Below are 24,854 nucleotides of genomic sequence, written 5' to 3' on the forward strand. Positions count from 1 at the left end.
GCATCTCACTACGAAACGCAGCCGCGGATGTACTCGCAGCAGTCGGGGATACTCCTCTACCACCGGGAGGGAAGAGGCTCACCCGGGGGTTCGTACATCCATATCCGCAGGAGTGATCGAATCCCCCTTTTCTCCCGTCACGCTTTGCCCACAGGACTCACATGGAGACGGGGTGAGGCGGGGGATCAGGCGTCGAGGACGGCGGCGGGCACGAGCCGCTTCTCGCCGTACACCACGATGAGGTCGCCGACGCGGGAGCGGGAGATCTCGCGCCACCCATGCCGCGCGTACAGCGCGAGGGCGGCCTCCTGCCGCAGGGTGGTGTCGCCTCGGACGCTGTGGAAGCCCAGCTCGACCGCCCGCTTCTCCAGGGCGGTGAGCATCGCGGCACCGTAGCCGCGGCGCTGGAGCTCCGGGTGGACGCGCAGCCGGCAGATCTCGGCCTTGCCCGAGTCGATGGGCCGCAGCCCGCCCATGGCGACGACCCGGCCGCCCGTCTCGCCCACCAGGAAGTCGCCGCCGCACACCAGGTAGAGCTCCTGGATGCGGGGGAAGTCGTCGTCGTAGTAGACCCCGTCACCGGGGAACAGGCCGACCTGGGCCAGGCAGATCTGGTGCAGCGCCAGGATCGTGTCCAGGTCGGACCAGCGGTAACGACGGATCTTCAGGTTCATGCACCGGCCTTTCCTTCGCCCGCGACCGGCTCGGGGCGCAACTGTTCGCGGTAGGCGACCAGGCCCGGATGGCCGGGGTCGCGCTGCATGACCGCCTGCTCGAAGGCGAGCGCCGGGCGCATGATGAAGTCGGTGCGGTACTCCGGGCCGAGCAGGCGCAGAGCCTCGGTGCCGACCTCCAGCGCCTCGGTGACGTCGCCCTCGATCAGGCGGCACTGCGCCCGGTCGAGCCTGATCAGCGTCTGGTCGAGGATGTGGTCCTGGTACTTGTCGAGGGCCTGCTCCAGCACCACCTCCGCCTCCAGCGTCTGGCCGAGCTTGGTGAGCACGTCGCCCTGGTAGAAGTAGAGCTGACGCTCGGTGTAGCCGAACGCCATGTCCTCACGCTCGTCGCCCTTGATGTGGCTGAAGGCGTTGCGGGCCCGGGCCAGCGCGCGCTTGGCCTGGTCGACGATCTCCTTCTTGCTGTCGGTGCCCGACAGCATGGCCAGCGCGCGGGCCTCCACGACCGGGGCCATGGCCTGCGCGGCGCACGGCGTGGCGCCGGCCAGGTCACGGCTCTTCTTGGCGAGGTTGAGCGCCTCGCGGGCGTCGCCGTAGTAGAGCGGGACGAGCGACTCGCGGGCCGTCACCCAGGCGCGCAGCGCGCGGTCCCCGGTCTCGTCGGCGGCGATGCGGCCGGTGCGGAAGAACGAGCGCGCCAGGCGGTGGTCACCCAGGTTGATCATGATCATGCCGCTCAGCCCGGCCAGTTGCGCGACCATGCGGCACAGACGTTCCTGCAGGTCGATCGGCTGGCGATGCTTCATGGCGTTGCGGACCGCGCCCAGCTCCAGCACCACGTCGCACAGCAGGCGCAGCGGGGCGGTGGTCGTGTACTGCCGGCCGAAGGCCTGCGTGACCTCTTCCCACTGGTCGAGCATGGCCGGTGAGACCGTGGCGCAGACGAGCGTCTCGTCCATGCGGCGCCTGATGCCGTCGATGGCGCCGAGCACCGCCCCCTCGGGCTTCATGGACGGCTTGTCGCCGAGCAGGTGGAGCAGGGCGCGACGGAGGATGTTCTCGTCCTCCTGGCTCTCGTGCGGCGGCTCCTCCTCACCGGGCCGGTCGGGCCGCTGCTCACGCGCCTCCACCGAGGCCGGGACGCGCTCCGAGACGTCGAAGGCGGGCCCGCCGGGCGCCCGGTGGCCGTGGCCGCAGATGCAGGGGCCGTCGTAGCCGAGGGCCGAGGGCTCGACGCGGTAGACGGTGCACAGGTAGTGGAGGTATTCGGGGCCGGGGCGTTTCAGGCCGCTCTCGTACGCCGACAGGAGGGTCTCGCCGATGCCCGGCGGCGGCTTGGCGTCACACTCGAACAGGGCGCGCACCTGCTCGATGACGTCGGCGAGGGCGATGCCGTGCGACAGACGATGGCTCTTGATCTTCGTCGTGCCGAACTGCGACGCGCAGGCTTCATGGATCTCCTCGGCGATCTGGGCAGGGGTGCGGCCGGCGGCGAGACCCCTGGCTCTGGTCCGCCGCGCTATCTCCGTTTCCCTGTGCTGCCTGCCGGACATCCCGGCCCCTCTCACACACGTCCCGAACGATCCACGACCGACGACTCAGCGTAGTCTCTGGGTTGCACTCCGCCTACCGAAGACTATGGACCATTGTGGACGAGAAGAAAACGTCCTCTCGAAGCTTACGGTTAAGGATCGTCCTCCGGCGGACTGTTTCTTACAACCCACGAGGGAATAGCGACTCCCTGTGATCGGGATGTGCTCGTTGCGTAACGCGCCGACTTGAGTCATCTTTGGCCCACCAGCAACAAAGCGAGGGAGGGACGAAAGGTGGGGGACGACGATTTCGAGCACCTGGAGCGTCTGGTAGCGGAGCTCGGCGCTCGCGGTTTGCTCGCACGAGTGGTCCGCACCCAGACCGGCCGGCTGTTCGTCCGGGTGATCAACCCGAACGCGACCAGCCTGTCCGAGAACGTCACCTGTCGGCCGACGGCGGTCTCCGAGTTGCCGGACTGGTGGTACTGCTGGTCCTGGGGAGAGCGGATGCACGCGGCGGACGACCCGGCTGGTGCGGCGACGAAGGTCGCTCGGGTGCTCGCCGCGGTGGGCGAATGACACAGGCGGTGACCCGCGTGGAGCGCAGCCACCGCGGTTCACCGCATCCATCGCGGCTTCACGGAGCCGGCGGGGCGGCCGGTGCGGAGGTCTCCCGTTCGCGGGAGCCTTGGCCGTCCCGCCGGCTCCACGGTTTTCACACCGACTCCCTCCGGGTCACACCGGAGGGTGTCCGGAAGGTACGCCTTCCGGAGAAACGGCACGGGACCTGCTTCCGGGTGCTCGTCCCTGCCGGGCCGTCCGTCACCGGAGCGTCAGGCCTCGCCCTCCGCGGCCCCGGGCCTGACGACCCCGTCTTCCCCGGCGCGATGTGACGGCGGCCGGTTCGGTCGGCGGTATCTTGTGGATCGAAATCGGTCCAATCCGCCGGCCGAACCGCTTCTCGAAAGGGGATTCCCCCAGTGTTCCTGGCGACCCCAGCGCCATCGCCCTCTCCCTCCCCGGAGTCGGTGATCCCCAGCTTCAGTGACATGAGCCAGCAGGTCGCCTCCGTCTGCGAGGGCGACACGGTCATCTGCTCCACGCTGGCCGGGCTGTTCAAGGGAGCCGTGTGGGCACCGCTGGTGGCCAGCGCGATCACGATCGTGCTGATCCTCATCCTGGCGTTCGTCATCCGCAACGTCGCGCACCGGCTCATCACCCGCGTGGTCACCCGGGCGGCGACCGGCGGCTCGATCATGACCCGGTTCCGCCGGAACGGCGTCGGCTCGGAGAGCATCGACGTCCTGCTCCACGAGCGGCGCAAGCAGCGGGCCGAGACCATGGGCTCGGTGCTGAGGCACGTCGCCTCGATCGTCATCCTCGGCACGGCCGTCCTCACCGTGCTCGACCGGCTGACCATCCCCATCGCGCCGCTGCTGACCAGCGTCGGCATCCTCGGCGTGGCGATCGGCTTCGGCGCGCAGGAGCTGGTCAAGGACTTCATCGCCGGCATGTTCATGCTGCTGGAGGACCAGTACGGCGTGGGTGACATGATCGACGCGGGCGCCGCCGTCGGCACGGTCGAGGCTGTCACGCTGCGCATCACGCGGCTGCGCGACGCCGACGGCCGGGTCTGGTACGTCCGCAACGGCACCATCACCCGGGTCGGCAACGAGTCGCAGGGCTGGTCGCGGGCCTACGTGGACGTCCCGGTGGGCTACGACAGCGACGTGACGGCGGTGCGCGACGTGCTGGAGCGGATCGCCAAGGAGATGTGGGACGACCCCGAGTTCCGGGAGACGGTGATCGTGGAGCGGCCCGACGTGTTCGGCGTGGAGCAGTTGTCCGACAGCATGCTCGTCTTCCGCATCTCGGCCAAGACGCTGCCCTCCAAGCAGGCGCAGGTCGCCCGCGAGATGCGGCTCAAGGTGAAGAACGCGATGGACACCGCCGGCATCGCACTGGTGCCCGGCGCGTAGGCTTGCAGCGTGACTGAGACCTCCTTCTACGACGCCGTCGGGGGCGAGGAGATTTTCCGGCGGCTGGTGCATCGCTTCTACGAGGGGGTGGCCCAGGACCCGTTGCTCCGCCCCCTCTACCCCGAAGAGGATCTGACGGGTGCGGAGGAGCGGTTGCGGGGGTTCCTGATCCAGTACTGGGGCGGCCCCAACACCTACAGCCAGGAGCGCGGCCATCCGCGTCTGCGCATGCGGCACGTGCCGTTCGTGATCGGCGAGGCCGAGCGCGACGCCTGGCTCAAGCACATGCGCGACGGCGTCGACTCGCTGGAGCTTCCGGAGGAGCAGGAGAAGCGCCTCTGGGACTACCTGGTTTACGCGGCGCACAGCTTGGTGAACTCGCCCACATAACGGGCATGACCGCCCCATGACTATCCCTTGGTGGCGTGACGCGGTCGTCTACGAGATCTATGTACGCAGCTTCGCCGACGCCTCGGGTGACGGCGTCGGCGACCTCGCCGGCATCCGGGAGCGCCTGCCGTACCTCCGGCGCCTGGGCGTCGACGCCATCTGGCTGACGCCCTTCTACCCCTCCCCCATGGCCGACGGCGGCTACGACGTGGCCGACTACCGGGGCGTCGATCCGCTGTTCGGGTCGCTGGCGGACTTCGAGGCACTGGTGGCCGACGCGCACGAGCACGGGCTGCGGGTGCTCGTCGACATCGTGCCCAACCACAGCTCCTCGCGGCACCCGTGGTTCCAGGCGGCGCTGCGCGGCGAGCGGCGTGAGCGCTACGTCTTCCGCGACCGGCCGAACAACTGGCAGTCCACCTTCGGCGGGCCGGCGTGGACCCAGGTGGCCGACGGACAGTGGTATCTCCACCTGTTCGCCCCGGAGCAGCCCGACTTCAACTGGCGCGAGCCGGAGGTCCACGAGGAGTTCCTGGACGTCCTGCGATTCTGGCTGGACCGGGGCGTCGACGGGTTCCGCATCGACGTGGCGATGGGGCTGTACAAGGCGGAGGGGCTGCCGGACCTGCCCGGGGTGGACGACCAGTCGTTCACCTCGCGCTCGCCGGTGTGGGGGCAGCCGGAGGTGCACGACGTGTACCGGTCCTGGCGCAAGCTGCTCGACGGCTACCCGGGCGAGCGCATGGCAGTGGGCGAGGTGTGGACGGACGACCCGGAGGACCTGGCCCGCTACGTCCGGCCGGACGAGCTGCACCAGAGCTTCAACTTCGCCTGGCTCCAGGCTCCGTGGTCGGCGACGGCGTTCCGGAAGGTGATCGACGACACGCTGGCGACCGTGCCGTTCGCGACCTGGGTGCTGTCCAACCACGACGTCGTACGGCACCGCACCCGCTACGAGACCGCCGACCCCGGAACCGGGCTCCTCAGGGCGAAAGCGGCATTGCTCGCCATGTTGGCGCTTCCCGGGTCGGCATATCTCTACCAGGGGGAGGAACTTGGACTCCCCGAGGTGAAGGATCTTCCCCCGGAGGCGCGGCAGGACCCGGTCTTCTTCCAGTCGGAGGGAAAGCTGCCCGGGCGCGACGGCTGCCGGGTGCCGCTGCCGTGGACGGTGACGGGACCCTCCCACGGGTTCTCCCCGGACGAGACGCGGCCGTGGCTGCCGCAACCGGCGGAGTTCGGGGCGCTGAGCGTGGAGGCGCAGGCCGGCGACCCGGCCTCGACCCTGGAGTTCTACCGGGCCGCGCTGGCCTGCCGCCGGGAGCTGGTGGAGGAGATGCCGCACACCATCCAGTGGCTGGACTCCCCGGAGGACGCGCTGTTCTTCGGCCGGGGGCGGCTGGTGTGCGTGCTCAACTGCGGCACGGAGGCCGTACGGCTGCCGCCGCACGAGCGCGTCCTGCTGTCCAGCGGCTCGCTGGCGGGTGACGTGCTTCCTCCGGACACGGCGGCCTGGCTGCTGAGCACACCCGTCACCTGACTTCAGGGGAGAGGGTGTGCGCGCCGCGTTCCCCCCGGACCGGGATGACCGGCACCGAGAGCAGCGCGCACACCAGCCCCGCCGCGAACCCCGCCCAGTAGCCCGCCTCGGTGATCAGCAGGCCGGCCAGCGGGGTCACGGCCAGCGCGACGACGTTCTGGATGGTGTTGTGGGTGCCCAGCACCCGCCCGGCCGCGCCGGGCCCGGCGAGCTCACCGGCCGCGAGGTACGCCAGCCCGTTGCCCGCCACCGTAATCACCGCGGCCAGCGCCAGCATCACCGGGCCGGGCCACGACCCGGTGAAGGTGCCCGCGAGCAGCAGGACGAGCACGGCCAGGCTGCCGAACGTCAGCAGGCGCAGCGGCGCCATCCGCAGGCCCGTCCGATCGGACCAGCGGCCCACCGCGATGCGCACCGCCGCGCCGCCGATCGCGGCCACGCCGAACAGCCGTCCCGCCTGCACGCCGTCCCAGCCGTACACGTGGACGAGGCACGCCACGCCGTACGTGCTGACCACGATCTGCGGCACCGCCTGCAACGCGCTCGTCGCGTGCACCCGCCAGAGGGCGGGCTGCCGGTACGGCGAGCCGGCCGGCGCGGGACCCGAGCCGGGGCCGTCGCGCGGCGGCTCGGCCAGGAACAGGGCGGCCAGCACGGCGGCCAGCAGGCTCACGGCGGCGCACACCGCCAGCACGCCCGGGATGCCGTGCGCGCGCGACACGGGCGGCAGGACGAAGGCGGCGACGGCCATGCCGAGCGTGTAGGACACCTGCCGCAGGCCCATGGCGACGCCGCGCTCCGGCGGGCGGAACCAGCGCAGCACGATCCGGCCGCCGCCCACCATCGCGGCCGACCCGGCGGCGCCCGCCAGCGCCAGCAGGCCGACGACCGCCCAGACTCCGGTGACGAGCGTGACGGCGGCGAAGAACATAGCCGCCAGTCCCACGCCCAGGCCGAGGACGAGCCGCTCGCCGTGCCGGTCGGCCAGCACACCCCAGGGGACGAGGGCGAACAGCACGCCGATGCCCGGCGCGTTCGCCACGATGCCGGCCAGCGGCAGGGGCAGTTCGAAGAAGCGTTGCAGATCCGGCATGACGAGGGGGAGCCCGAACAGGCCCAGGGTGACGCTGGCATGCGCGTTGACGCCGAGGGCGAGCATCACCCAGCGCCTCAGGTCCCGCTTCGGAGGGGACACGCCGCTAGGCAGGGATCTTGAAGCGTTCGAGGTATGCGACCTCCTGCGGCGTCAGCCTGCGGGGCGCGCCGGCCTCCACGTCGTAGCCCACGACCACCGAGGACGCGGTCACGAACACCTCGTCGTCGTCACGGATCTCGTAGGCCAGCGTGAACCGCACCGGCTTGATCTCCGTCACCCACGTCTCCACCCGCACCGGCTCGGCCCTGAACGTCAACGGCCGCCGGTAGTCGATCTCGTGCCGGGCGATGACCAGCCCCTTGAACGGCGCGTCACCCGACCGGTACGGGTCGATGTGGAACATGCCGAGCCGGGCGTCCTCCAGGTAGTCGAAGAACCGGACGTTGTTCACGTGGCCGAGCGAGTCGATGTCCGCGAACCGCACCATGCGGGGGAAGACGTGCCGCCGGGTCAGGGTTTCGAGCGATTCGTGCACCACGCCCGCCACCGTACCCGCCCCCACGCGGCCCTTCCCACCCGGCCCTTCTCACCCGGCCGACCGGCGGCACGGTCGGGGGCCGACAGCACGGGCCGGCAGCACGGGCCGGCAGCACGGTCGGCGTCCAGGGTCGAACGGCCGGAGGTCGTTCTGGACGGAGCGGGTGAGCAGCCGCGCGACCGGAGACCCTGGCGCACCTCGCGAGGTATCTGTGCCGCTGGCCCCGGCAGGCGGCGCGCGTGCGAGTCCCGAACCGTGACCGCGCCCCCAGCCTGGGCTCCCAGCCTGGGCCCTCAGTCTGGGCCCTGAGCCTGGGCCCTGAGCCGTGAGGCCCGGGCCCTGAGCCGTGGACGCCGGGATCAGTCGCGGTGGAGCTTGCGGTAGGTCACCCGGTGCGGGCGGGCCGCGTCGGCGCCCAGCCGCTCGATCTTGTTCTTCTCGTAGTCGGCGTAGTTGCCCTCGAACCAGAACCAGTTGGAGCCCTCTTCCCACGCCAGGATGTGCGTGGCGATGCGGTCGAGGAACCACCGGTCGTGCGAGGTGATGACCGCGCAACCCGGGAAGTCGAGCAGCGCGTTCTCCAGCGACGAGAGGGTCTCGGTGTCGAGGTCGTTGGTGGGCTCGTCGAGGAGCAGGACGTTGCCGCCCTGCTTGAGGGTGAGCGCCAGGTTGAGCCGGTTGCGCTCGCCACCCGACAGGACGCCGGCCTTCTTCTGCTGGTCGGGGCCCTTGAACCCGAACGCGGCGATGTAGGCGCGCGACGGCATCTCGACGTTGCCGACCTTGATGTGGTCGAGCCCGTCGGAGACGACCTCCCAGACGTTCTTGTTGGGGTCGATGCCGCCGCGGCTCTGGTCGGCGTAGGAGATCTTGACCGTGTCGCCCACGACGATCGAGCCGTTGTCGGGCGTCTCGCTACCGGTGATCATGCGGAACAGCGTGGTCTTGCCGACGCCGTTGGGGCCGATGACACCGACGATGCCGTTGCGCGGCAGGTCGAACGAGAGCTTCTCCATGAGCAGCCGGTCCTCGAAGCCCTTGGTGAGGTCCTCGGCCCTGATCACGGTGGTGCCCAGGCGCGGGCCCGGCGGGATCTGGATCTCGTCGAAGTCGAGCTTGCGGTGCTTGTCGGCCTCGGCCGCCATCTCCTCGTAGCGCTGCAGACGGGCCTTGGACTTGGTCTGGCGGGCCTTGGGGTTGGAGCGGACCCACTCCAGCTCGTCCTCGAGGCGCTTCTTGCGCTTGACGTCCTTCTGGCCCTCGACCTTGAGCCGCTGCGCCTTGGCCTCCAGGTAGGTGGAGTAGTTGCCCTCGTAGGCGTAGGCGCGGCCACGGTCGAGCTCGAGGATCCAGCCGGCCACGTTGTCGAGGAAGTAGCGGTCGTGGGTGACGGACAGCACGGTGCCGGCGTACTTCTCCAGGTGCTGCTCCAGCCACTGCACGCTCTCGGCGTCGAGGTGGTTGGTGGGCTCGTCGAGCAGCAGCAGGTCGGGGGCCTCCAGCAGCAGCTTGCACAGCGCGACACGGCGGCGCTCACCACCGGACAGCGTGGTCACGTCGGCGTCCGGCGGCGGGCAACGCAGCGCGTCCATCGCCTGCTCGAGCTGGCTGTCGAGGTCCCACGCGTTGCGGTGCTCCAGCTGCTCCTGCAGCTTGCCCATCTCGTCCAGCAGCGCATCGCTGTAGTCGGTGGCCATCTGCTCGGCGATCGCGTTGTAGCGGTCGAGCATCGCCATCGTCTCGGCGACGCCCTCCTGGACGTTGCCGAGGACGGTCTTCTCCTCGTTCAGCGGGGGCTCCTGCTGAAGCATGCCGACCGAGAAGCCCGGCATGAGCCGCGCCTCACCGTTGGACGGCTGCTCCAGGCCGGCCATCATCCGGAGCAGCGTCGACTTACCGGTGCCGTTCGGGCCCAGGACACCGATCTTGGCTCCGGGCAGGAACGACAGCGTGACGTCGTCAAGGACAACCTTGTCGCCGTGCGCCTTGCGCACGCGCTGCAGCGTGTAGATGTACTCCGGCATGACATCTAGCTTAGGGGCTCTCGACCGGGCTTCCGCCGGTCGGGCACCGAAGACAGCCGGAGGCACGGCGGAGGTACGGAGTTGTGGCGCCGGAGGCCGCCGCCGGGCTTGCGTCAACAGCTCGACCAGGACGAGCACGGTCCGTCGATCACCATCTGTACGGCCTCGTCGGCGGTCAGCCGGGTGCCGTACGTGAATCTCTCCGTGAAAGCCTCCTCGCCCAGGACGGCCCGCTCGGCGGCCGTGATGCGGTCGACGTCACCGCGTTCGGCGGGTGGGAGCGGTGCGCCCACGCTGCGGCGGGCGGCGTCAGCCGCGCCGAGCAGGACCGCGGCGCAGGCCGCGGTGTGCTCCTGCCGGGACAGCGCGCCCGCGAGGCCCTCCAGCGACAGGGCGAGGGCTCGCGGCTCGGCGAGCGAGCGAGCGACGTCGAGAGCGTGCAGGTGGTGGGCGACGGCCTGGGCCGCTTCGCCGCGGAGTTCGGCGACGAAGCCCAGCTCGGCGAGGAGCAGATGGTCCCCGGCCTGGGACGACACGTGCCCGTAGCCGTCGCGTATGTGCAGCAGGTGCGCCTCCGCGGCGTCCAGGTCACCGGAGCGGCGCGCCCCGAGGGCCAGGCCCATCTCGGAGTGGAGCTCGCCGTAGATGTAGCCCTGTTCGGCGGCGATGCGACGGGCCTGCTCGTGCAGTTCGCGCGCCCGGTCCCAGTCGCGCGCCAGCAGCGCGAGGCGGCCCAGCCCGGACAGCCGCGCCGCGACCTCCGCCGCCAAGCCCAGGTCCCGGGCGATCCGCAGCCCTTCGTGCTGGCGGTGCTCCGCCTCGCCGTACTTCCCCTTGATCTCGGCGAGCACGGCGAGCGGCGACACCGTCTGCAGCTCGCCCCATCTGTCGCCCAGTTCGCGGAAGAGCGAGGCGCTGCGCCGCCCGTCGCGGCCGAGCCCTTGCAGGTCGCCGCGGTCCAGAGCGAGTCTCGCCCGCAGGCCCAGCGCGGCGGCCGTGCCCCACTGGTCGCCCGCCTCGGTGAAGAGGGTCAGGGCGCGAGTGTTCCACGTGTCGCTGTCGGCTGCGGCACCGGCGCTGAACAGGCCGAATGCGCACAACCACAGGCCACGCGCCCGGCGTACGAGATCGGGGACGGCGTCGGCGTCCGGGGCGGCGGCGGCAGCCCCGTGATCACCCGTCAGCAGCGCGAACGCGCGGTGCAAAAGCGCTGCTTCCGCCGTCACCGGCGCGGGCGCCGACGCCGGAACGGCGGCCAGCACGGCCTCCAGGCTGCGCCGGGCCTCGATGAGACGGCCGCGCAGCAACCACCACCACGACAGTGCGGTGGCCAGGCCCACGGCGTCGGCCGCCTCACCCGCGGCGGCGCGGCGTATCGCCTCCTCGAGAGCCGCGCGCAGATTGCCGGTCTCGGCATCCAGCCGGGAGAGCCAGGACCGCTGCTCGGCGCCGCGCAGCCGGGACTCGGCGTGTTCGGCGAGCGCCAGGTAGTGGCGCAGATGCCGGTCGCGTACGGCGGTCAGGTCCTCCATCTCGTGCAGCCGCTCCATCGCGTACGCGGCCACGGACTCCAGGAGCCGGTAACGGGGCCCCGTGGGCCCGTTCACCACGACCACGAGGGACCGATCGACGAGGCGCGCCACGAGCTCGGGCACCTCCTCCCGGGCGACGCCGTCGCCCGCGCACACCGCGGTGGCGGCTTCCAGGTCGCAGCCGTCACCGAACGCGGCGAGGCGGCGCAGCACGATCCGTTCGGGCGCGCCGAGGAGTTGCCAGCTCCAGTCGATCATCGCCCGCAGGGTCTGCTGCCGGGCTGGTGCGCCGCGCCGGCCGGAGCCAAGGATCTTGAACCGGTCATTGAGCCGATCCGCCAGTTCCCGGACTCCGAGCGCCCGTACGCGGGTGGCGGCGAGTTCGAGGGCGAGCGGGATGCCGTCCAGACGGCGGCAGATCTCCGCGACGGCCGCGCGGTCCACCGGCTCCAGGGCGTCCAGGTCCGTGGGGAAGCCGGGGGCGGATGCGGCGGCGCGGTCCATGAACAGCCGTACGGCGTCGGGGTCCTGGAGTGGTTCGACCAGGAACACGGCCTCACCCGCCAGGCCGAGCGGCTCCTGGCTGGTCGCCAGCACCCGCAGTGCGGGGGCGGTGGTCAGGAGGACATCGGCGAGCTCCGCCGCGGCGTCGACGATGTGTTCGCAGTTGTCCAGCACGAGCAGGATGCGGCGGTCCCGCAGGGCATCGGCGAGGCGGTGGGCCGGTGAGCCGGCGCCGGGCCGGGGGGAGTGGGTGTCGTCCCGGATACCGAGCGTGGCGGCGATGACCTGGGCGAGGTCGGCGCCGGTGCCGGCGCGGAGGCCGGCGAACTCGACGAGCCAGATGCCGTCGCCGGCGCCCTCGTCCGTTCCCACCGCGGCGGCCGCCGCCACGGCGAGGCGGGTCTTGCCGACGCCGCCGGGGCCGGTCAGCGTGACCAGCCGGGTGCCGCGCAGGAGGCCGGAGAGGTCGGTGAGGGCCTGGCTCCGGCCGATGAGGGGGGTGAGCGGCACCGGCAGGTTCGAGTGGGTGTGCGGGACCGGCAGGTTCGAGTGGGTGCGCCCGGGCACCTCGTCCCCGGCAGCCGTCGGGCCCGGCGCCGGCGGGGTCTCCAGGCGGGGATCCTGCCGAAGCACCGCCCGGTGCAACGCGGTCAGTTCGGGGCCGGGGTCGACTCCCAGATCCTCCGCCAGCCGGCGCCGCAGGTCCTCGTACGACGCGAGGGCCTCGCTCTGCCGCCCTGACACGTAGAGGGCCCGCATGTGCAGGGCACGCAGGCGCTCCCGCAACGGGTACCGGAAGACCAGGTCCGCGAGCTCCGCGGCGACCAGCACGTGGTCCCCGGCCTGGAGGCGGGCCTCGGCCTGCTCCTCCAACACCGACAGCCGCTGCTCGGTGAGGTGCTGCACGGCCGGCCGCATGAACTCCTCGTCCGCGAAGTCGGCGTAGGCGGGCCCCCGCCACAGGTCGAGGGCCTCGGTGAGCAGGGCGGCCCGGGTGCGCGGATCCGGGCTGCACCGGGCCTCGGCCACGAGGGAGCGAAACCGCGTGGCATCCAGCTCGTCGACGTCGAGCTCCAGCCGATAGCCCGGCGGCTGCCGCACCACCCGGTCCCGGCCGATGACCCGGCGCAGCTGGGAGACCCTGGTGTGCAGGGCGCCCGCGGGTCTGCCCGGCGGGCGGTCGCCCCACAGGTCGTCGATGAGCCGGTCCGCCGAGACGGGGCCTCCGTCGTGGGCGAGCAGATCCGCGAGCAGCACCCGGACCTTGACCTCCGGGATCTTGACCTCCCGCCCCTCCTCGTCCCACACGGCCAGTGGCCCGAGCACCCCAAACCGCATGGGGCCACTGTATGTCTTGCATGCATCGAGGCGGACTCGCTCCTGGCTTTCGACGGCACCGCCTGCAGCCGGCCGTCAGCCCTTCCGAAGAAAACCTGAAGCGCCCGAGAGCACAGTCGTATGGGTGAGGCGCCCGTATGGGTGAGGCGCCGCGCGTGCCCCACGGACCGACACCTGTGAGAGGGAACCGTAAGCATGACCAGGTACGGGGACAAAAGGGGCGTGATCGCCGGGGATGCCACAGGCATTGCTCTGGCAATCGCCAAGCGCCTCGTGGAAGGTGGTGCGCGGATCCTGCTGACCGCCCGCACACCGCAGGAACGCATGCGGCTGGGCGACGAGTTGGGCTCCGCCGCCCGTGTCGTCAACCCGGCCGCTCTCAGAACTCACCTGGAGGCCGGCGGCGGCGTGGATCTGCTCTTCGCCGACTCCGTACCCACCACGCGACCGCTGCTGTCGCACGTCAAGGACGGTGGCGCGGTGGTGCTCACCACACCCGCCCCGTCCCCCGCCGCCGTACATGACCTCGCCGCGGAGCTCGCCTCCCGCGGCATCCGCGTCAACGCGGTGGCCCCGGACTGTATCGAGTCGCCGGGCGGCAGCGCCGCGTCCCTGCCACCGCTCGGCCGTCTCGGAGCCGCCGAGGAGGTGGCCCGCGCCGCGCTCTTCCTGGCGACGGACGCGACCTTCACGACGGGCGCCCGGCTCCCCGTCGACGGCGGCCTGCGCCGGGCGTGACCCACCGGCGCAGTCGCCCATGCCCGGATCACTGCCGCCAGACCCGCTGCACCGCACACGGTGCGGCCGAACAGATGACGTCCCTGGAAAGACCCGGAGTACACCACATGAGTACCGCACCCGACACCGCGGCCGGTTCTGCCGCAGGCACCGGCGCCCGATCCGGCACGAGGGGCAGGGGCGAGGAGCAGCAGAAGCTTCCGCTCCTCGCCCTGCTCGCCCTGGCCACCGCCGTCTTCATCACCAGTCTCACAGAGACGCTCCCCGCGGGCCTGCTCCCGGCGATGAGCGACGACCTCCACGTGGGCGAGTCCGCGACCGGCCAGACGGTGACGATCTACGCGCTCGGCACCGCGCTGACCGCGATCCCGCTGACCGCGGCCACCGCGAGATGGAGGCGCAAGCGACTGCTGCTGGCCGCCATGGGGGGCTTCGCCCTGGCCAACACGATCACCGCCATGTCGTCCCTGTACGCCCTGACGATGACGGCGCGGTTCGTCGCGGGTGTGGCCGCCGGCCTCGCCTGGGCGCTGCTCGCGGGGTACGCGCGCCGCATGGCCCCCGTTCACCTCCAGGGCAGGGCGATAGCCATCGCCATGGCGGGCATCCCGGTCGCGCTCTCGCTCGGCGTGCCGGCCGGGACCTTCCTGGGCAAGGTGACCGACTGGCGCGTGGCCTTCTTCGCGATGACGGCGCTCACGGTGCTGCTGCTGGCGTGGATCGCGGCGACGGTGCCGGACTTCCCGGGACAGGCCAGTGGCGAGCGGCCCCGGATGCTGCGGGCCCTGCGCGTGCCGGGGGTGGCCGCAGTCCTGTTCGTCACACTCATCTTCGTCCTGGCCCACACCATCCTGTACGCCTACATCGCCGCCTTCCTCGACGATCTGGGCATGGGCGGCAACACCGACCTGGTGCTCCTGGTCTTCGGCGCCGCCTCGCTGGTGAGCATCTGGATCGTCGGTGCCCAGATCCATCACCGGCTGCGTGCCCTCAGCATCGCCAGCGCGCTGTCGGTCGCCGTGGCCGCCGCGCTGCTGGCCGTCCTGGCCGATCAGTCCGCCCTCGTCTACCTCGCCGCCGTCCTGTGGGGTCTCGGCTGGGGCGGGGTGCCCACCTTGCTCCAGACCGCGGCCGGTGACGCGGGCGGCGACCAAGCCGACGCGGCCCAGGCGATGCTCGTCACGCTGTGGAACGTCGCCATGGCGGGCGGTGGTGTCATCGGCGGCATCCTGCTCGACCTGCTCGGCAGCGAGTCGTTCCCGTGGAGTGTGCTGCTGCTCCTGCTGCCGGTGCTCGGGGTCGTTCTCGCCGCGCGCAGCCACGGCTTCCCCGCCAGGCGACCCTCGGTCGAGTCCCCGTGACCGCACTCCCCAGGACAGACTGATCCCCATGTGTGCCGGAGACCTGCAGGAGCCTTGATCCTCTCTGGCACCTGTTCGGCCGCGACGTTCGGGGAGGCGGCATCGGGATCATCCGAACCTGATCCCGGCCTCCCCCGACGCGTCGCTGGAACGAGAGGGAGTCGAGGTGACGGTGCCGCCGCCTCCATACCAAGCCCATCGTGAGTTGTCCCGGGGACACAGCTCGCCCTCGGGGAGCCGCCGCCCGGCTGGGGCATGCGGATCCACCGTCCGTTGCACCCACTCCGGCCGTTGCATCCACTCCGGCCGTTGCATCCACTCCGGCCGTTCCATCCACTCCGGCCGTTTCATCCACTCCGGCTGGGAGACGATCTCGTCCCTGCGGCTGCCGGCAGTTCTGGCCGTGGATGACGCAGTCGATCACCCCTCGCAAGCGCCTGGGACCCTCTTGAAAGTGCCCGGTCCATCTCAGTCGCCCGCCGTTGCCGTTTGCGGCGGGTGTTCTGGGAGCTGTTGAGGTGTCGGACTGGGCGCTAACTCCGGCTCCTCGTTCAGCGACAGCTCTGTTATGAGGGAGTTCGGGGTCGAGAGGCGGTCCGGCGTTGGTTGAGGGTCTGAGGCCGATGAGTGGTCCAGCGTCGACGGCGAGTCTTCGGGGCGGAGGTCCACGGGGCGGAGGTCCACGGGGCGGAGGTCCACGGGGCGGAGATCTTCAGGGTGGAGTTCTTCGGGTGGGTGGAGCTCTTCGGGGTGAAGGTCTTCGGGTGGGTGAAGCTCTTCGGGGTGAAGGTCTTCGAGGGGTGAGGGGACCGGGATCGCCGCCGTCTCGGTGTCGGTGAGGTGGGTGGGCTGGATGACCGGGAGGCAGATGCGGTCCCGGCCGAGCTCCTTGGCGCGGTAGAGGGCCAGGTCGGCGGCGGCCAGGAGCTCTATGAGGTCGTCACCGTGCAGGGTCATGATGGCCACCCCCACCGAGATCGTCACGGTGATCATGGCGTCGTCGGCGGCGACCGCCATGTGGCTGATGCGGTTGCGGAGGCGTTCGGCCACCTGGCGCGCCTCGTGGACGTCGGCCCCGGGCAGCAGGACCACGAACTCCTCACCGCCGAAGCGGCCCACCACGTCGTACTCGCGCAACTGGCTCCGCAGCGTGGCCGCGACCGCCGCCAGGACCTGGTCGCCGACGAGGTGGCCGTGTCGGTCGTTGACCCGTTTGAAATGGTCGATGTCGACGATGAGCAGGGCCAGTGTCTCGCCGGTGCGCCGGGCGCGGACGATCTCGGTGTCGGCCTCGCGCTGCCACGCCGCCGCGTTGAGCAGGCCGGTCTTGGGGTCGGTGCGGGCGGCCGCCTGGAGCTGGGCGTGCAGGAGGCTGCGTTGCAGCAGTACGACCGGTGGCAGCGCCAGAATGAGCAGGCCGAGATTGAGACCGGCCGAGATGGCCACGCTGACGCCGAGGCACAGCTCCACGACGTCGAGCAGGGCGCTCTCCTTGTCCCACAGGACCTCGCGCCACGGGACCTCGGGGTCGGCCATGTGCGCGGCCAGGGCGATGAGGGCCGTGTTGAGCAGGGCGAACACGATCGCCGCTGCCACCGCCAAGCCGATCGGCTCGATGGCGCCCCGCGTCAGCGCCGCCGGATCGGGCACCAGCCGGTGGAACGCCATCGAGGCGGCGCATCCCGCCAATCCGATGGCGGCAGAGCTGAACACACGGCGATGCAGCACCGTGGCCCGGACCCGCCATTGCAGGAGCATCTGCAACACGATGGGCGCGAGCAGGGCATAGAGGGACGGCAGCAGCAGCGCCACCGGCAACCACCACGCTGACAGCAGGTCCCGGGAGACGCCGGCGGGCATGCCGAGACGTCTCGTCGCCTCGATGCATACCGCGCCGCACGCCATGAGCGCGACGAATGCCATGACGTCCGACCACCGAACCGGAGTGGACGCCGCCAGCAGGACGATCGCGACGAGGTCGAGGGCCACGATCCCGACGAGATAGATCACGAGGGGACGCCGCTGCCCTAGCAGCGGCCAGCGGCCGACCAGGGTGGACACTCCGTCGCGAGGCGTGATCGGGGTGTGACGAGGGGCCGCCATCACGTCTCCTCCCTGACTAACGATATGTAACACAATAGTTGCGGAGTGTGCGTTGTGCGATCGGAACCGATACGTTGGGCGACGGGACCACCTAGGTCATCGTGGTCTCTAAGGGAGATTCCGGCTCACTCCACGAGCGGGAGACAACGGAAAGGAGCAGCCATGGCGCGAGGTGTGACCTGGTCTTGATGCGATGTCTTTCCTGACCTTGATGCGACGCCTTGGCCTGGTCTTTCTGCCTTGGTCCTTATGGGCTTGGTCATTCTGAGCTGGTCTTTCTGGGCTTGATCTTTCTGGGCTTGGTCTTTCTGGGTCGGTCTTTCTCAGCTTGGCTTCTCGTGGCCGACGACTCGCCCTTGTCCCCTCTCAGCTCCATTGCTTCCCCCTGGGCCGACGTTGCTCCCCCTCCAGGCATCGCGTTGTCACCCCGCTGGACCCGCGCGTTCGCCCGCCGGGCCGGTGTTCGCCCTCCGGGCCGGTGTCTCCCCCAGGGCATGCGTCTTCCGCCCGGGTTGAGCTGGGCCCTTCCATGCCTTGCGGCGCTGCCAGGCCTCGCGTCGTTTCCCTTCAGATTGTGTTGGCCTCCTTCAGGCTTCTCACTGCTTCTTCTCGTGTCTGCCTTCGGCTTTCTTGTCTCTGTTCGGGTGCCGGCTTGTCGTGAGGTCGGCGGGGTGTTTTGAGTTGTTCTGGGGGTTAAGGGGCTTTCTCGTATGGACCCTCACCTGGCCGTACCGGCCCGAGGCCCTTGGGGAGAGGGCGTCGGGCCGGTTGTGTGTGGGAGAGCGGCGGTGTCAGGCCGCGATCGGCTCCCTGGTGGGCCACTCGGCGTCTTCCGCCTCGTGCTCGTTGTCGTCCTCACCGAGGATGCGGATCACGGTGCCGTCGGTACGGGCCGGGCGTCCCTTGGAGCGGGAGGGCCTGGAGGACGCCTTGCCGGAGGCCGGAGAGGTCGGGGCGGGCGAGGTTTTGGGCCGCTGAACACTGGAGGCGGCGGTGTCGTCGGCACGGGGTGCGTCCGCCCCGTCGCCGGTGTCGGAGGCCTTTCCCATGGGGTGAGGGTGATGGGACTCTGCCGGGTCGACGGCGTGACGGGGCTCGCCTGCGCGGGTGGCGGGAGCGAGGTCCCTCTGGATGGAGGCGTAGGCGGCTTCGCCTGTGTCGTCCGCCGGGACAGGGGGAAGCGGGGTGAAGGCGGGAGGCTCCGGAAGAGACGGGCGGGCATGATCGGCCCTGCTCGACATGCCCGTGCCCGCGCTCGTCCCCATGCCCATGCCCATGCCCGTGCCCATGCCCGTGCTCGTACCCATGCCCACGCCCATGCCCGCGCCCATGCCCGCGCTCATGCCCGCGCTCATGCCCATGGCCCAGTCCTGGGTCTCCGCGTCCAGGCGGTCGCGCATCTCCTTGCTCACTGTGGCAGCGCCGCCGCCACGCTCCGGCTTGACGAAGGCACCGGTGCCCCAGCGCAGGTCATGACCCACCGCGCTCGCCTCGATCTCGGGCATGAAGCGGCGGTCGCCCTCCGGGCCGAACTCGCGGATGCGGAGCTTGCCGGACACCACCACGGGCTGCCCTATCTTGATCGACTGCGCCACGTTGTCGCCGAGGGACCGCCAGCAGCGCACCGCGAAGCAGACCCTCTCGCCGTCGGTCCACTGGCCGGTCTTCCTGTCGAAGTAGCGGTGCGACGTCAGGACCCGGAGCGAGGTGACCTTCGCCCCGTCCTCGAAGGTGTACTGACGGGGCTCTGCTGCGACGTTTCCGGTGAGCGTGATGTAGATGTCGTTCATCCCATTGCCTCCCATGTCAGCGGGCGGGGTGCCCGCGACCTGGGATCACGGTGCCGGAAGGGGTGGAGGGCCCGAGGCGCCGAATGGCGTTCTGTGGATTTGCGGGGTGGAGGGGCGGGCCGGTTGTGGAAAACGTCGTGGCGCTCGGCTCACCGCTGCCGAAGGGTCAGCGCAAAGGGGCCGTACGTCGGCCCGACGCCGTACGAAACCGCGACACCGTAGGAAACCGCGACACCGTAGGAAACCGGGACACCGTAGGAAACCGGGACACCGTAGGAAACCGCGAAACCGTACGAAACCGGCGGCACCGTACGAGAACGCGACACCGTACCGGACTGCATCGCCCTGCCGGACCGTGGCAGGGCCGTCGGTCGGCGCGAACGGGCGAATGCGAGTGTGCGGGCCAGCTAGCCGGCGAGGGTGCGGATGGCCGTGTAGAAGGTGTGGTGGCGGCCGAGCTCGCGTTCGACCGGCTCCACCACCATGGTCTCCGCCACCGCCGCGACCCGTCGCCGCATCTCCCGTTCCAGCCGTTCGCGCTCCTTCGATGCTCCCAGCTCGACGAAGTTGCGTGCGGCGATGCCCGACAGTGCCCCGAGGCCCAGGACCGAGGCCATCATCAGCCCCACCCATGGCAGCGCTGCCGTGTCACCCAGGAGCTGGACGCCGAGCGGCGACTGGCCGGGCAGGAACAGTCCCGTCACCAGCCAGCCCAGTCCGAGCACGAACGCCGCCACCAGCAGGTACTGCCAGATCTTCAGCAGCCACCACCAGCCCGGCACCTGGTCGAGCCGGGGCGCCACCTCCGAGAGATCCTCCGTGAGGGCCTGCGGAAGCTGCTTGAGGCGCGAGCGGGCGGCGTGATGCAGGGACGACCGCCACACCGGCTGCATGTCGCCCGACAACCCGTCGGCGAGGGCCTGCACCGCGTTCACCACCTCCGCGGTCTGGGCGCTGACCGTGCCGGTGGTGATGCCGCGGATCTCGTCCCCGACGTCCTGCAACCGCAGCGTCTTGACCGGGTCGGGCCGGAGCTTGGAGATCCAGCGCGGGTACGGCCAGCCGACCCAATTCATGGAGCGTTCGGCGTAGACGTTCTCCATGGCCTCGCCCACCGCCGGGACGCCCACGGCGTCGCACAGGGCGTCGGTGAGGCCGAGCCTGCGGGCGTCGTCCACGGCCGACGGGGCGGACAGGGACTCCCCCACCGGCATGGCCGTGCTGATCCGCTGTTCGAGCCGGTGGAGGTCGGCTTCCAGCTTCTGGATGGCGGCCCGGCGCCGGGAGACGGCTCCCGCGACGACGGTCTTGAGACTGTCCACCCCGCGTCCGGTGGTCGCCGAGGTGGGGACGACGGTCGGGTGCTCGACGCCTTCGCGGCGCAGCAGGTCGTTGAGGTCGATGACGAGCTCGGCGAGCTCGGCGGCGCTCAGCTTGTCGGCCTGGTTGAGCGCGAACACGGTCACCGCCTCGTGCCCCGCCAGCTCCGTCACGTAGCGGCGGTGCGTGGAGGCGTCGGCGTACTTCTGCGGGTCCAGCACCCACACCACCAGATCGGCCCGGCCGATGAGCCGGTCCGCCTCGTTGTCGGTGAGGGCCCTGATCGAGTCGTGGTCGGGCAGGTCGAGCAGGATCAGCCCGTGGAGCTGGCTCTCGCCCCGGTCGAGGGCGCTGGCACGGGCGAACCGGTGCCGTTCCTGGATCTGCAGCCAGTCGAGCAGCGGCGCGGCGCCTTCCAGCCCCCACACGCAGGCATGGGTGCGCGCCGTGGTGGGCCGCCGCACGCCCGTGGGCGACAGCTCCAGCCCCGAGATGGCGTTGAACAGCGACGACTTGCCGCTGCCCGTGCCTCCGGCCAGCGCGACGACGGTGTGCTCCGACGACAGCTTGAGCCGCTCGCCGGCCCGCTTGAGCAGCGTGCTCGCCTCGGCCAGCAGCTTGGGCTCCAGCCGTCCCGGCCCGAGCTCCACGAGCTTGGTGAGCGCGGTGAGCCGCGGCGCCAGGCCGGGCCTGGTGGTCATGGTGGTCATCGCGCCACCTCAAGGTTGTACGTGGCCTGGTAGAGCCGTGTCGCGATGGACTCGTCCGGGATCCCGGCCGAGTCGAGCGCCTGCACGTAACGCATGGACTCCTCGTCGAACAGCATGCCGATCCTGGCGCGCAGGTCGCTGAGCGCCTTCGCCCCGATGCCGCGCAGCGACTCGGCGCCCAGCAGGGCGTTGACCAGCCGGTGCGGCACACCCGTGGTCGCGCCGCTGAACATCGCCACCATGAAGATCAACGACAGCGAGTCGGCGTCGAACGACACGACCTTCGACACCGAGCGCTTGGCCACTCCGTCGGTGCGCACGAGCTCGGTGACGTGCTCCTGCCAGGCGGCGATGGCGCGGGCCGCGTGCCGTACGAGATCGTCGGAGGGCCGGTCGAGATCGGCGGCGAGCTTCGCGCCGAGCGGCGAGCGGTGGCGCCAGCGGGCCGCCACCTCGTCGGCGGCGCGGGTGGCGGCCGCGACGATCACCGACTCCAGACCGGCGCGCAGCGCCGCCCTGAACGCCAGCACCCGCTCGGGGGCCTGCCGGGCCGCGCGGCCGCGCCTGCGCAGTTGCAGCGTGCGCATGAGGTCGCCCGAGCCCGCGAAGTCCTGCCACCGCGCGAGCACCTCGCCGTGGATGAGCGAGCCGCCGCGGAAGGCCCGGTCGATGTCGGACAGCGCGTTGCGGTACGCGGCGTCCACGTCGGAGCGCAGCTCGCCCCGGAACGCCACTTGCGTCTCCATGTGCTTGGCCAGCGCGGGTACGCGGGTGCGGAAGCTGTCGAGCACGCCGTCCAGGGTCTCCCGTACGGCCTGCGCCCGGCGCTCCTCGTCGACCGACAGCTCGGCCAGCCACAGACGCAGGTCGGTGACCTCGCTGTCAGGCAGCCGGCCGTCGACCACCTTGGACTCACTGATGACGAACCGGTCGATCTCCCCCAGGCCGTACTCGGTGAGCATGCGGGCGAAGTGCTTCAGCACCACCTCGCGCGCCTTCGGCTGGACCCGCGACAGGACGATGGCCAGGCGGGCGCCGCGCTCCTTGGCCATGCGCAGGAGGTTCCAGGCGGGGGCGTCGGCGTAGCGGGCGGCGGTCGTGACGAAGACCCACAGGTCGGCGGCGTCGAGCATGCGCTGCGCGATCTCGTGGTGCTTCTCGACGACCGAGTCGATGTCGGGGGTGTCGAGCAGCGCCACGCCCTGCGGCAGCTTCTCGGTGGGGACGACGACGAGGCTGTCGGGGCCGGACTCGGCCGTGGGCTTGTCGATGCGCCGCAGGCCGCCGAGCAGCTCTCCCTCGGCGAACCACCTTTGGTCCTCCGGGTGGCAGGCCAGCACGGGTACGCCGGTGGTGGGGCGGCGGACGCCGGTGCGGGAGACGTTCTTCTCGGCCAGGGAGTTGACCAGCGTGGACTTGCCGGCGCCGGTCGAGCCGGCGACCACGATGAGGGCGGGCGCGGTGTTGGTGCGCACCCTGGGCAGCACGTAGTCCTGGAGCTGGGCCAGGAGGTCGGCGCGGGCCTGCCTGGCCTCGTCGGCGCCCGGCAGGTCGAGGCCGAAGCGCAGGTCGGCGACGCTGACGCGGAGGGTGTCGAGGGCGGAGGTGAGCGCGGCGACGGTCTCCGGGGGAAGAGCCTGCGCCCCCGTCCCAGCCTTGGCCTCGGGCTCCGGGTCCGGCTTTGTCTCCGGGTCCGGGTCCGGGTCTGTCGCCGGCTGCCGGGTGCTCCCGGTCTCGGGCTCCGCCTGAGCGGTCCCGGTCTCGGGATCAGGATCGGGATCGGTCCCCGGCTGCGTGTCGGCGTCGGCGTCGGTCTGGGGCTCAGGCTCGGCGTCGGGCTCGGGCGAGGGCTCGGCGACGGCCGTGGGCTCGGGCTCGGGCTCGGTCGAGGGCTCGGCGACGGTCGAGAGCTCGGGCTCGGGCTCGGGCTCGGTCGAGGGCACGGCGTCGGTCGAGAGCTCGGGCTCGGGCTCGGTCGAGGGCACGGTGGCGGCCTCGGGCTCTGCCTGCGCGGCCGAGGCCCGGGAGGCCGGCGGGCGGAAGGCCGCGGGTTGGAAGAGCGAGGGCCGGGAGGCGGGCGGCTCCTCGGGCTCCGGCTCCGTCGCGAACTCAGGCTCCGGCTCCGGTTCGGGCTCGGGCTCCGTTGCGTACTCGGGCTCGGGCTCCGTCGCGAACTCAGGCTCCGGCTCGGGTTCGGGTTCGGGCTCGGGCTCCGTTGCGAGCTGGGACTCCGGTTCCGGTACGGAGTCCGTTCCCGCCTCTGGTGAGGGGTCCTCCTCCGGCTGCGCGGCCGGTGAGGCGGCGCCGGGGTCGGCGGCGTCCTCGTCCGTGATGGCGCGGAAGCGCAACGTCTGCTCCCCCGGCGACTCCTGGCGCCCGTCATCCATGGCCGTGTTCACGGCAAGCGCTCCGCTCGAACCATCTCGACCTCCTGGCCGACGCTCACGACATCGCCGACGACGACGATCGCCGGCGGCCGTATCCCGGCCGCGGACACGCGGTCGGCCACGGTGGACAGTGGAGCGATAACCGCCCGCTGGGTCGGAAGGGTACCGTCCTGCACCACCATTACGGGAGTCTCCGGTGAGCGTCCGTCCCGCAGGAGGGCCTCGGCCACCTTGGCGAGCCGCTCCACGGCCATCAGCAGGACCAATGTGCCCTGCGAGCGGGCCATGGCGGGCCAGTCGACGGTCGAGGCGGGATCGTCGGGCGCCACGTGCACGGACACGACGTGGAACTCCTGGCTGACGCCCCGATGGGTCACGGGGACCCCGGCCGAGGCGGGCACGGCGACGGCGCTGGTGATGCCGGGCACGACGACCACGGGGATCCCGGCGCGGGCGCAGGCGAGCATCTCCTCACCGCCGCGACCGAACACGAACGGGTCGCCGCCCTTGAGCCGCACCACGAACTTGCCCTGCCGGGCGCGGTCCACGAGCAGCTCGTTGATCTTCTCCTGGGGCAGTGACCTGCCGTACGGGACCTTGGCGGCGTCGATCAGCTCGACGTCCGGCGCGAGCTCGTCGAGGAGGGCGCGGGGCGCGAGGCGGTCGGCGACCACGACGTCCGCCTGGGCCAGGAGCTGCCGGCCGCGCACGGTGATGAGGCCGGGGTCGCCGGGCCCACCGCCGACGAGGGCCACGCCGACGGGCTTGGTGCGGCTGCGCCGGGCGTCCACGGTGCCGTCGCGCAGGGCGCCCACCACGGCGTCCCTGATGCCGGCGGCCCTGCGTGGGTCGCCGCCCGCGGTGACGGCCACGGTGATCTCGTCCACGCGCCCGGAGGCGGGGGTCCAGGCGGCGGTGGCGTCCTTGTCGTCGGCGCGTACGCACCAGATGTGCTTGGCCTCGGCCTCGGCGGCGACCGCCGTGTTGACGGACCGCTGGTCGGTGCAGGCCTGGACGAGCCAGGCGCCGTCGCAGTCGCCCACCTCGTACGGCCGGGCGTGCCAGGTGACGCGGCCGGCGGCGATGAGGTCGTCGAGGGCGGGGGTGACACCGGGCGACACCAGGGTGACCACCGCGCCCGCCTCCAGCAGGGCGGGAACCCGGCGCTGGGCGACGCGGCCGCCGCCCACGACGAGGACCCGGCGACCCGAGAGCCGCAGGCCGAGGAGGTAGGGGCCCATGGTGGGATTCTCCCGTTCGCGAGGGTTGGGCTGTGTCAGGAGGTAAACCTACCG

The 24,854-nt window shown here is 71.3% G+C and carries 17 protein-coding genes; 6 read left to right on the forward strand and 11 right to left on the reverse strand.

From position 1 onward, the window contains the following. Positions 1 to 185 precede the first annotated feature (185 nt). The gene (locus ABZS51_RS17155; RefSeq protein WP_310712227.1) at positions 186 to 674 is read right to left on the reverse strand and encodes a GNAT family N-acetyltransferase; all 489 of its coding nucleotides are present in this window, start codon (positions 672 to 674) and stop codon (positions 186 to 188) included. Continuing rightward, positions 671 to 2,230 carry an XRE family transcriptional regulator gene (locus tag ABZS51_RS17160; protein WP_355441464.1) on the reverse strand — a complete coding sequence of 520 codons (1,560 nt, stop codon included), beginning with the start codon at positions 2,228 to 2,230 and terminating at the stop codon, positions 671 to 673. Before ABZS51_RS17160 ends, ABZS51_RS17155 begins: the two co-directional genes overlap by 4 nt. Before the next feature lie 273 nt (positions 2,231 to 2,503). Between ABZS51_RS17160 and ABZS51_RS17165 the strand changes: the two genes are divergently transcribed. The 4 genes from ABZS51_RS17165 (at position 2,504) to ABZS51_RS17180 (ending at position 6,118) form a co-directional block, all read left to right on the forward strand. Beyond that, positions 2,504 to 2,788: a hypothetical protein gene (locus ABZS51_RS17165; RefSeq protein WP_310712224.1), complete on the forward strand. Its 285-nt coding sequence runs from the start codon at positions 2,504 to 2,506 to the stop codon at positions 2,786 to 2,788. A gap of 470 nt (positions 2,789 to 3,258) precedes the next feature. Then, a complete protein-coding gene (locus ABZS51_RS17170; protein ID WP_355441468.1) occupies positions 3,259 to 4,188 on the forward strand; it encodes a mechanosensitive ion channel family protein in 930 nt (309 codons plus the stop codon). Positions 4,189 to 4,197: 9 nt separating this feature from the next. Then, positions 4,198 to 4,578, forward strand: a complete 381-nt coding sequence (locus tag ABZS51_RS17175) for a globin (RefSeq protein ID WP_310712221.1) — start codon at positions 4,198 to 4,200, stop codon at positions 4,576 to 4,578. A 16-nt stretch (positions 4,579 to 4,594) separates the two neighbouring features. Next, positions 4,595 to 6,118, forward strand: coding sequence for an alpha-amylase family glycosyl hydrolase (locus ABZS51_RS17180; RefSeq protein ID WP_355441471.1), 1,524 nt, complete (start codon positions 4,595 to 4,597; stop codon positions 6,116 to 6,118). On the opposite strand, the gene ABZS51_RS17185 is transcribed toward ABZS51_RS17180, so the two are convergent. From ABZS51_RS17185 to ABZS51_RS17200, 4 genes are all read right to left on the reverse strand, one after another. Then, a complete protein-coding gene (locus ABZS51_RS17185) occupies positions 6,111 to 7,313 on the reverse strand; it encodes an MFS transporter (RefSeq protein WP_355441474.1) in 1,203 nt (400 codons plus the stop codon). The two genes, ABZS51_RS17180 and ABZS51_RS17185, sit on opposite strands and share 8 nt — an antisense overlap. Before the next feature lie 4 nt (positions 7,314 to 7,317). Then, positions 7,318 to 7,752, reverse strand: coding sequence for a thioesterase family protein (locus tag ABZS51_RS17190; protein ID WP_310712217.1), 435 nt, complete (start codon positions 7,750 to 7,752; stop codon positions 7,318 to 7,320). A gap of 359 nt (positions 7,753 to 8,111) precedes the next feature. Next, the gene (ettA, locus tag ABZS51_RS17195) at positions 8,112 to 9,776 is read right to left on the reverse strand and encodes an energy-dependent translational throttle protein EttA (RefSeq protein ID WP_355441477.1); all 1,665 of its coding nucleotides are present in this window, start codon (positions 9,774 to 9,776) and stop codon (positions 8,112 to 8,114) included. A gap of 113 nt (positions 9,777 to 9,889) precedes the next feature. Continuing rightward, positions 9,890 to 13,150: a BTAD domain-containing putative transcriptional regulator gene (locus ABZS51_RS17200; protein WP_355441480.1), complete on the reverse strand. Its 3,261-nt coding sequence runs from the start codon at positions 13,148 to 13,150 to the stop codon at positions 9,890 to 9,892. A 195-nt stretch (positions 13,151 to 13,345) separates the two neighbouring features. Between ABZS51_RS17200 and ABZS51_RS17205 the strand changes: the two genes are divergently transcribed. Then, positions 13,346 to 13,888: an SDR family oxidoreductase gene (locus ABZS51_RS17205; RefSeq protein WP_355441483.1), complete on the forward strand. Its 543-nt coding sequence runs from the start codon at positions 13,346 to 13,348 to the stop codon at positions 13,886 to 13,888. A 107-nt stretch (positions 13,889 to 13,995) separates the two neighbouring features. After that, entirely contained in the window at positions 13,996 to 15,249 is a 1,254-nt protein-coding gene (locus ABZS51_RS17210) for an MFS transporter (protein WP_355441486.1), read from the forward strand. A 468-nt stretch (positions 15,250 to 15,717) separates the two neighbouring features. On the opposite strand, the gene ABZS51_RS17215 is transcribed toward ABZS51_RS17210, so the two are convergent. The 5 genes from ABZS51_RS17215 to cobA all read right to left on the reverse strand — a co-directional run bounded on the left by ABZS51_RS17215 (position 15,718) and on the right by cobA (position 24,800). Then, a complete protein-coding gene (locus ABZS51_RS17215; RefSeq protein ID WP_355441489.1) occupies positions 15,718 to 17,352 on the reverse strand; it encodes a diguanylate cyclase in 1,635 nt (544 codons plus the stop codon). 791 nt (positions 17,353 to 18,143) lie between these two features. Continuing rightward, positions 18,144 to 19,142: a single-stranded DNA-binding protein gene (locus tag ABZS51_RS17220; RefSeq protein ID WP_355441492.1), complete on the reverse strand. Its 999-nt coding sequence runs from the start codon at positions 19,140 to 19,142 to the stop codon at positions 18,144 to 18,146. Positions 19,143 to 19,549: 407 nt separating this feature from the next. Next, entirely contained in the window at positions 19,550 to 21,172 is a 1,623-nt protein-coding gene (locus ABZS51_RS17225; protein ID WP_355441495.1) for a GTP-binding protein, read from the reverse strand. Next, the gene (locus ABZS51_RS17230) at positions 21,169 to 23,571 is read right to left on the reverse strand and encodes a dynamin family protein (RefSeq protein ID WP_355441498.1); all 2,403 of its coding nucleotides are present in this window, start codon (positions 23,569 to 23,571) and stop codon (positions 21,169 to 21,171) included. The genes ABZS51_RS17225 and ABZS51_RS17230 overlap by 4 nt, the downstream gene beginning before the upstream one ends. Then, a complete protein-coding gene (gene cobA, locus ABZS51_RS17235; RefSeq protein WP_310712207.1) occupies positions 23,568 to 24,800 on the reverse strand; it encodes a uroporphyrinogen-III C-methyltransferase in 1,233 nt (410 codons plus the stop codon). The genes ABZS51_RS17230 and cobA overlap by 4 nt, the downstream gene beginning before the upstream one ends. Between the last annotated feature and the right edge of the window lie 54 nt (positions 24,801 to 24,854).

The organism is Nonomuraea sp. NPDC005501 (genome assembly GCF_040605905.1).
Taxonomy (GTDB): Bacteria; Actinomycetota; Actinomycetes; order Streptosporangiales; family Streptosporangiaceae; genus Nonomuraea.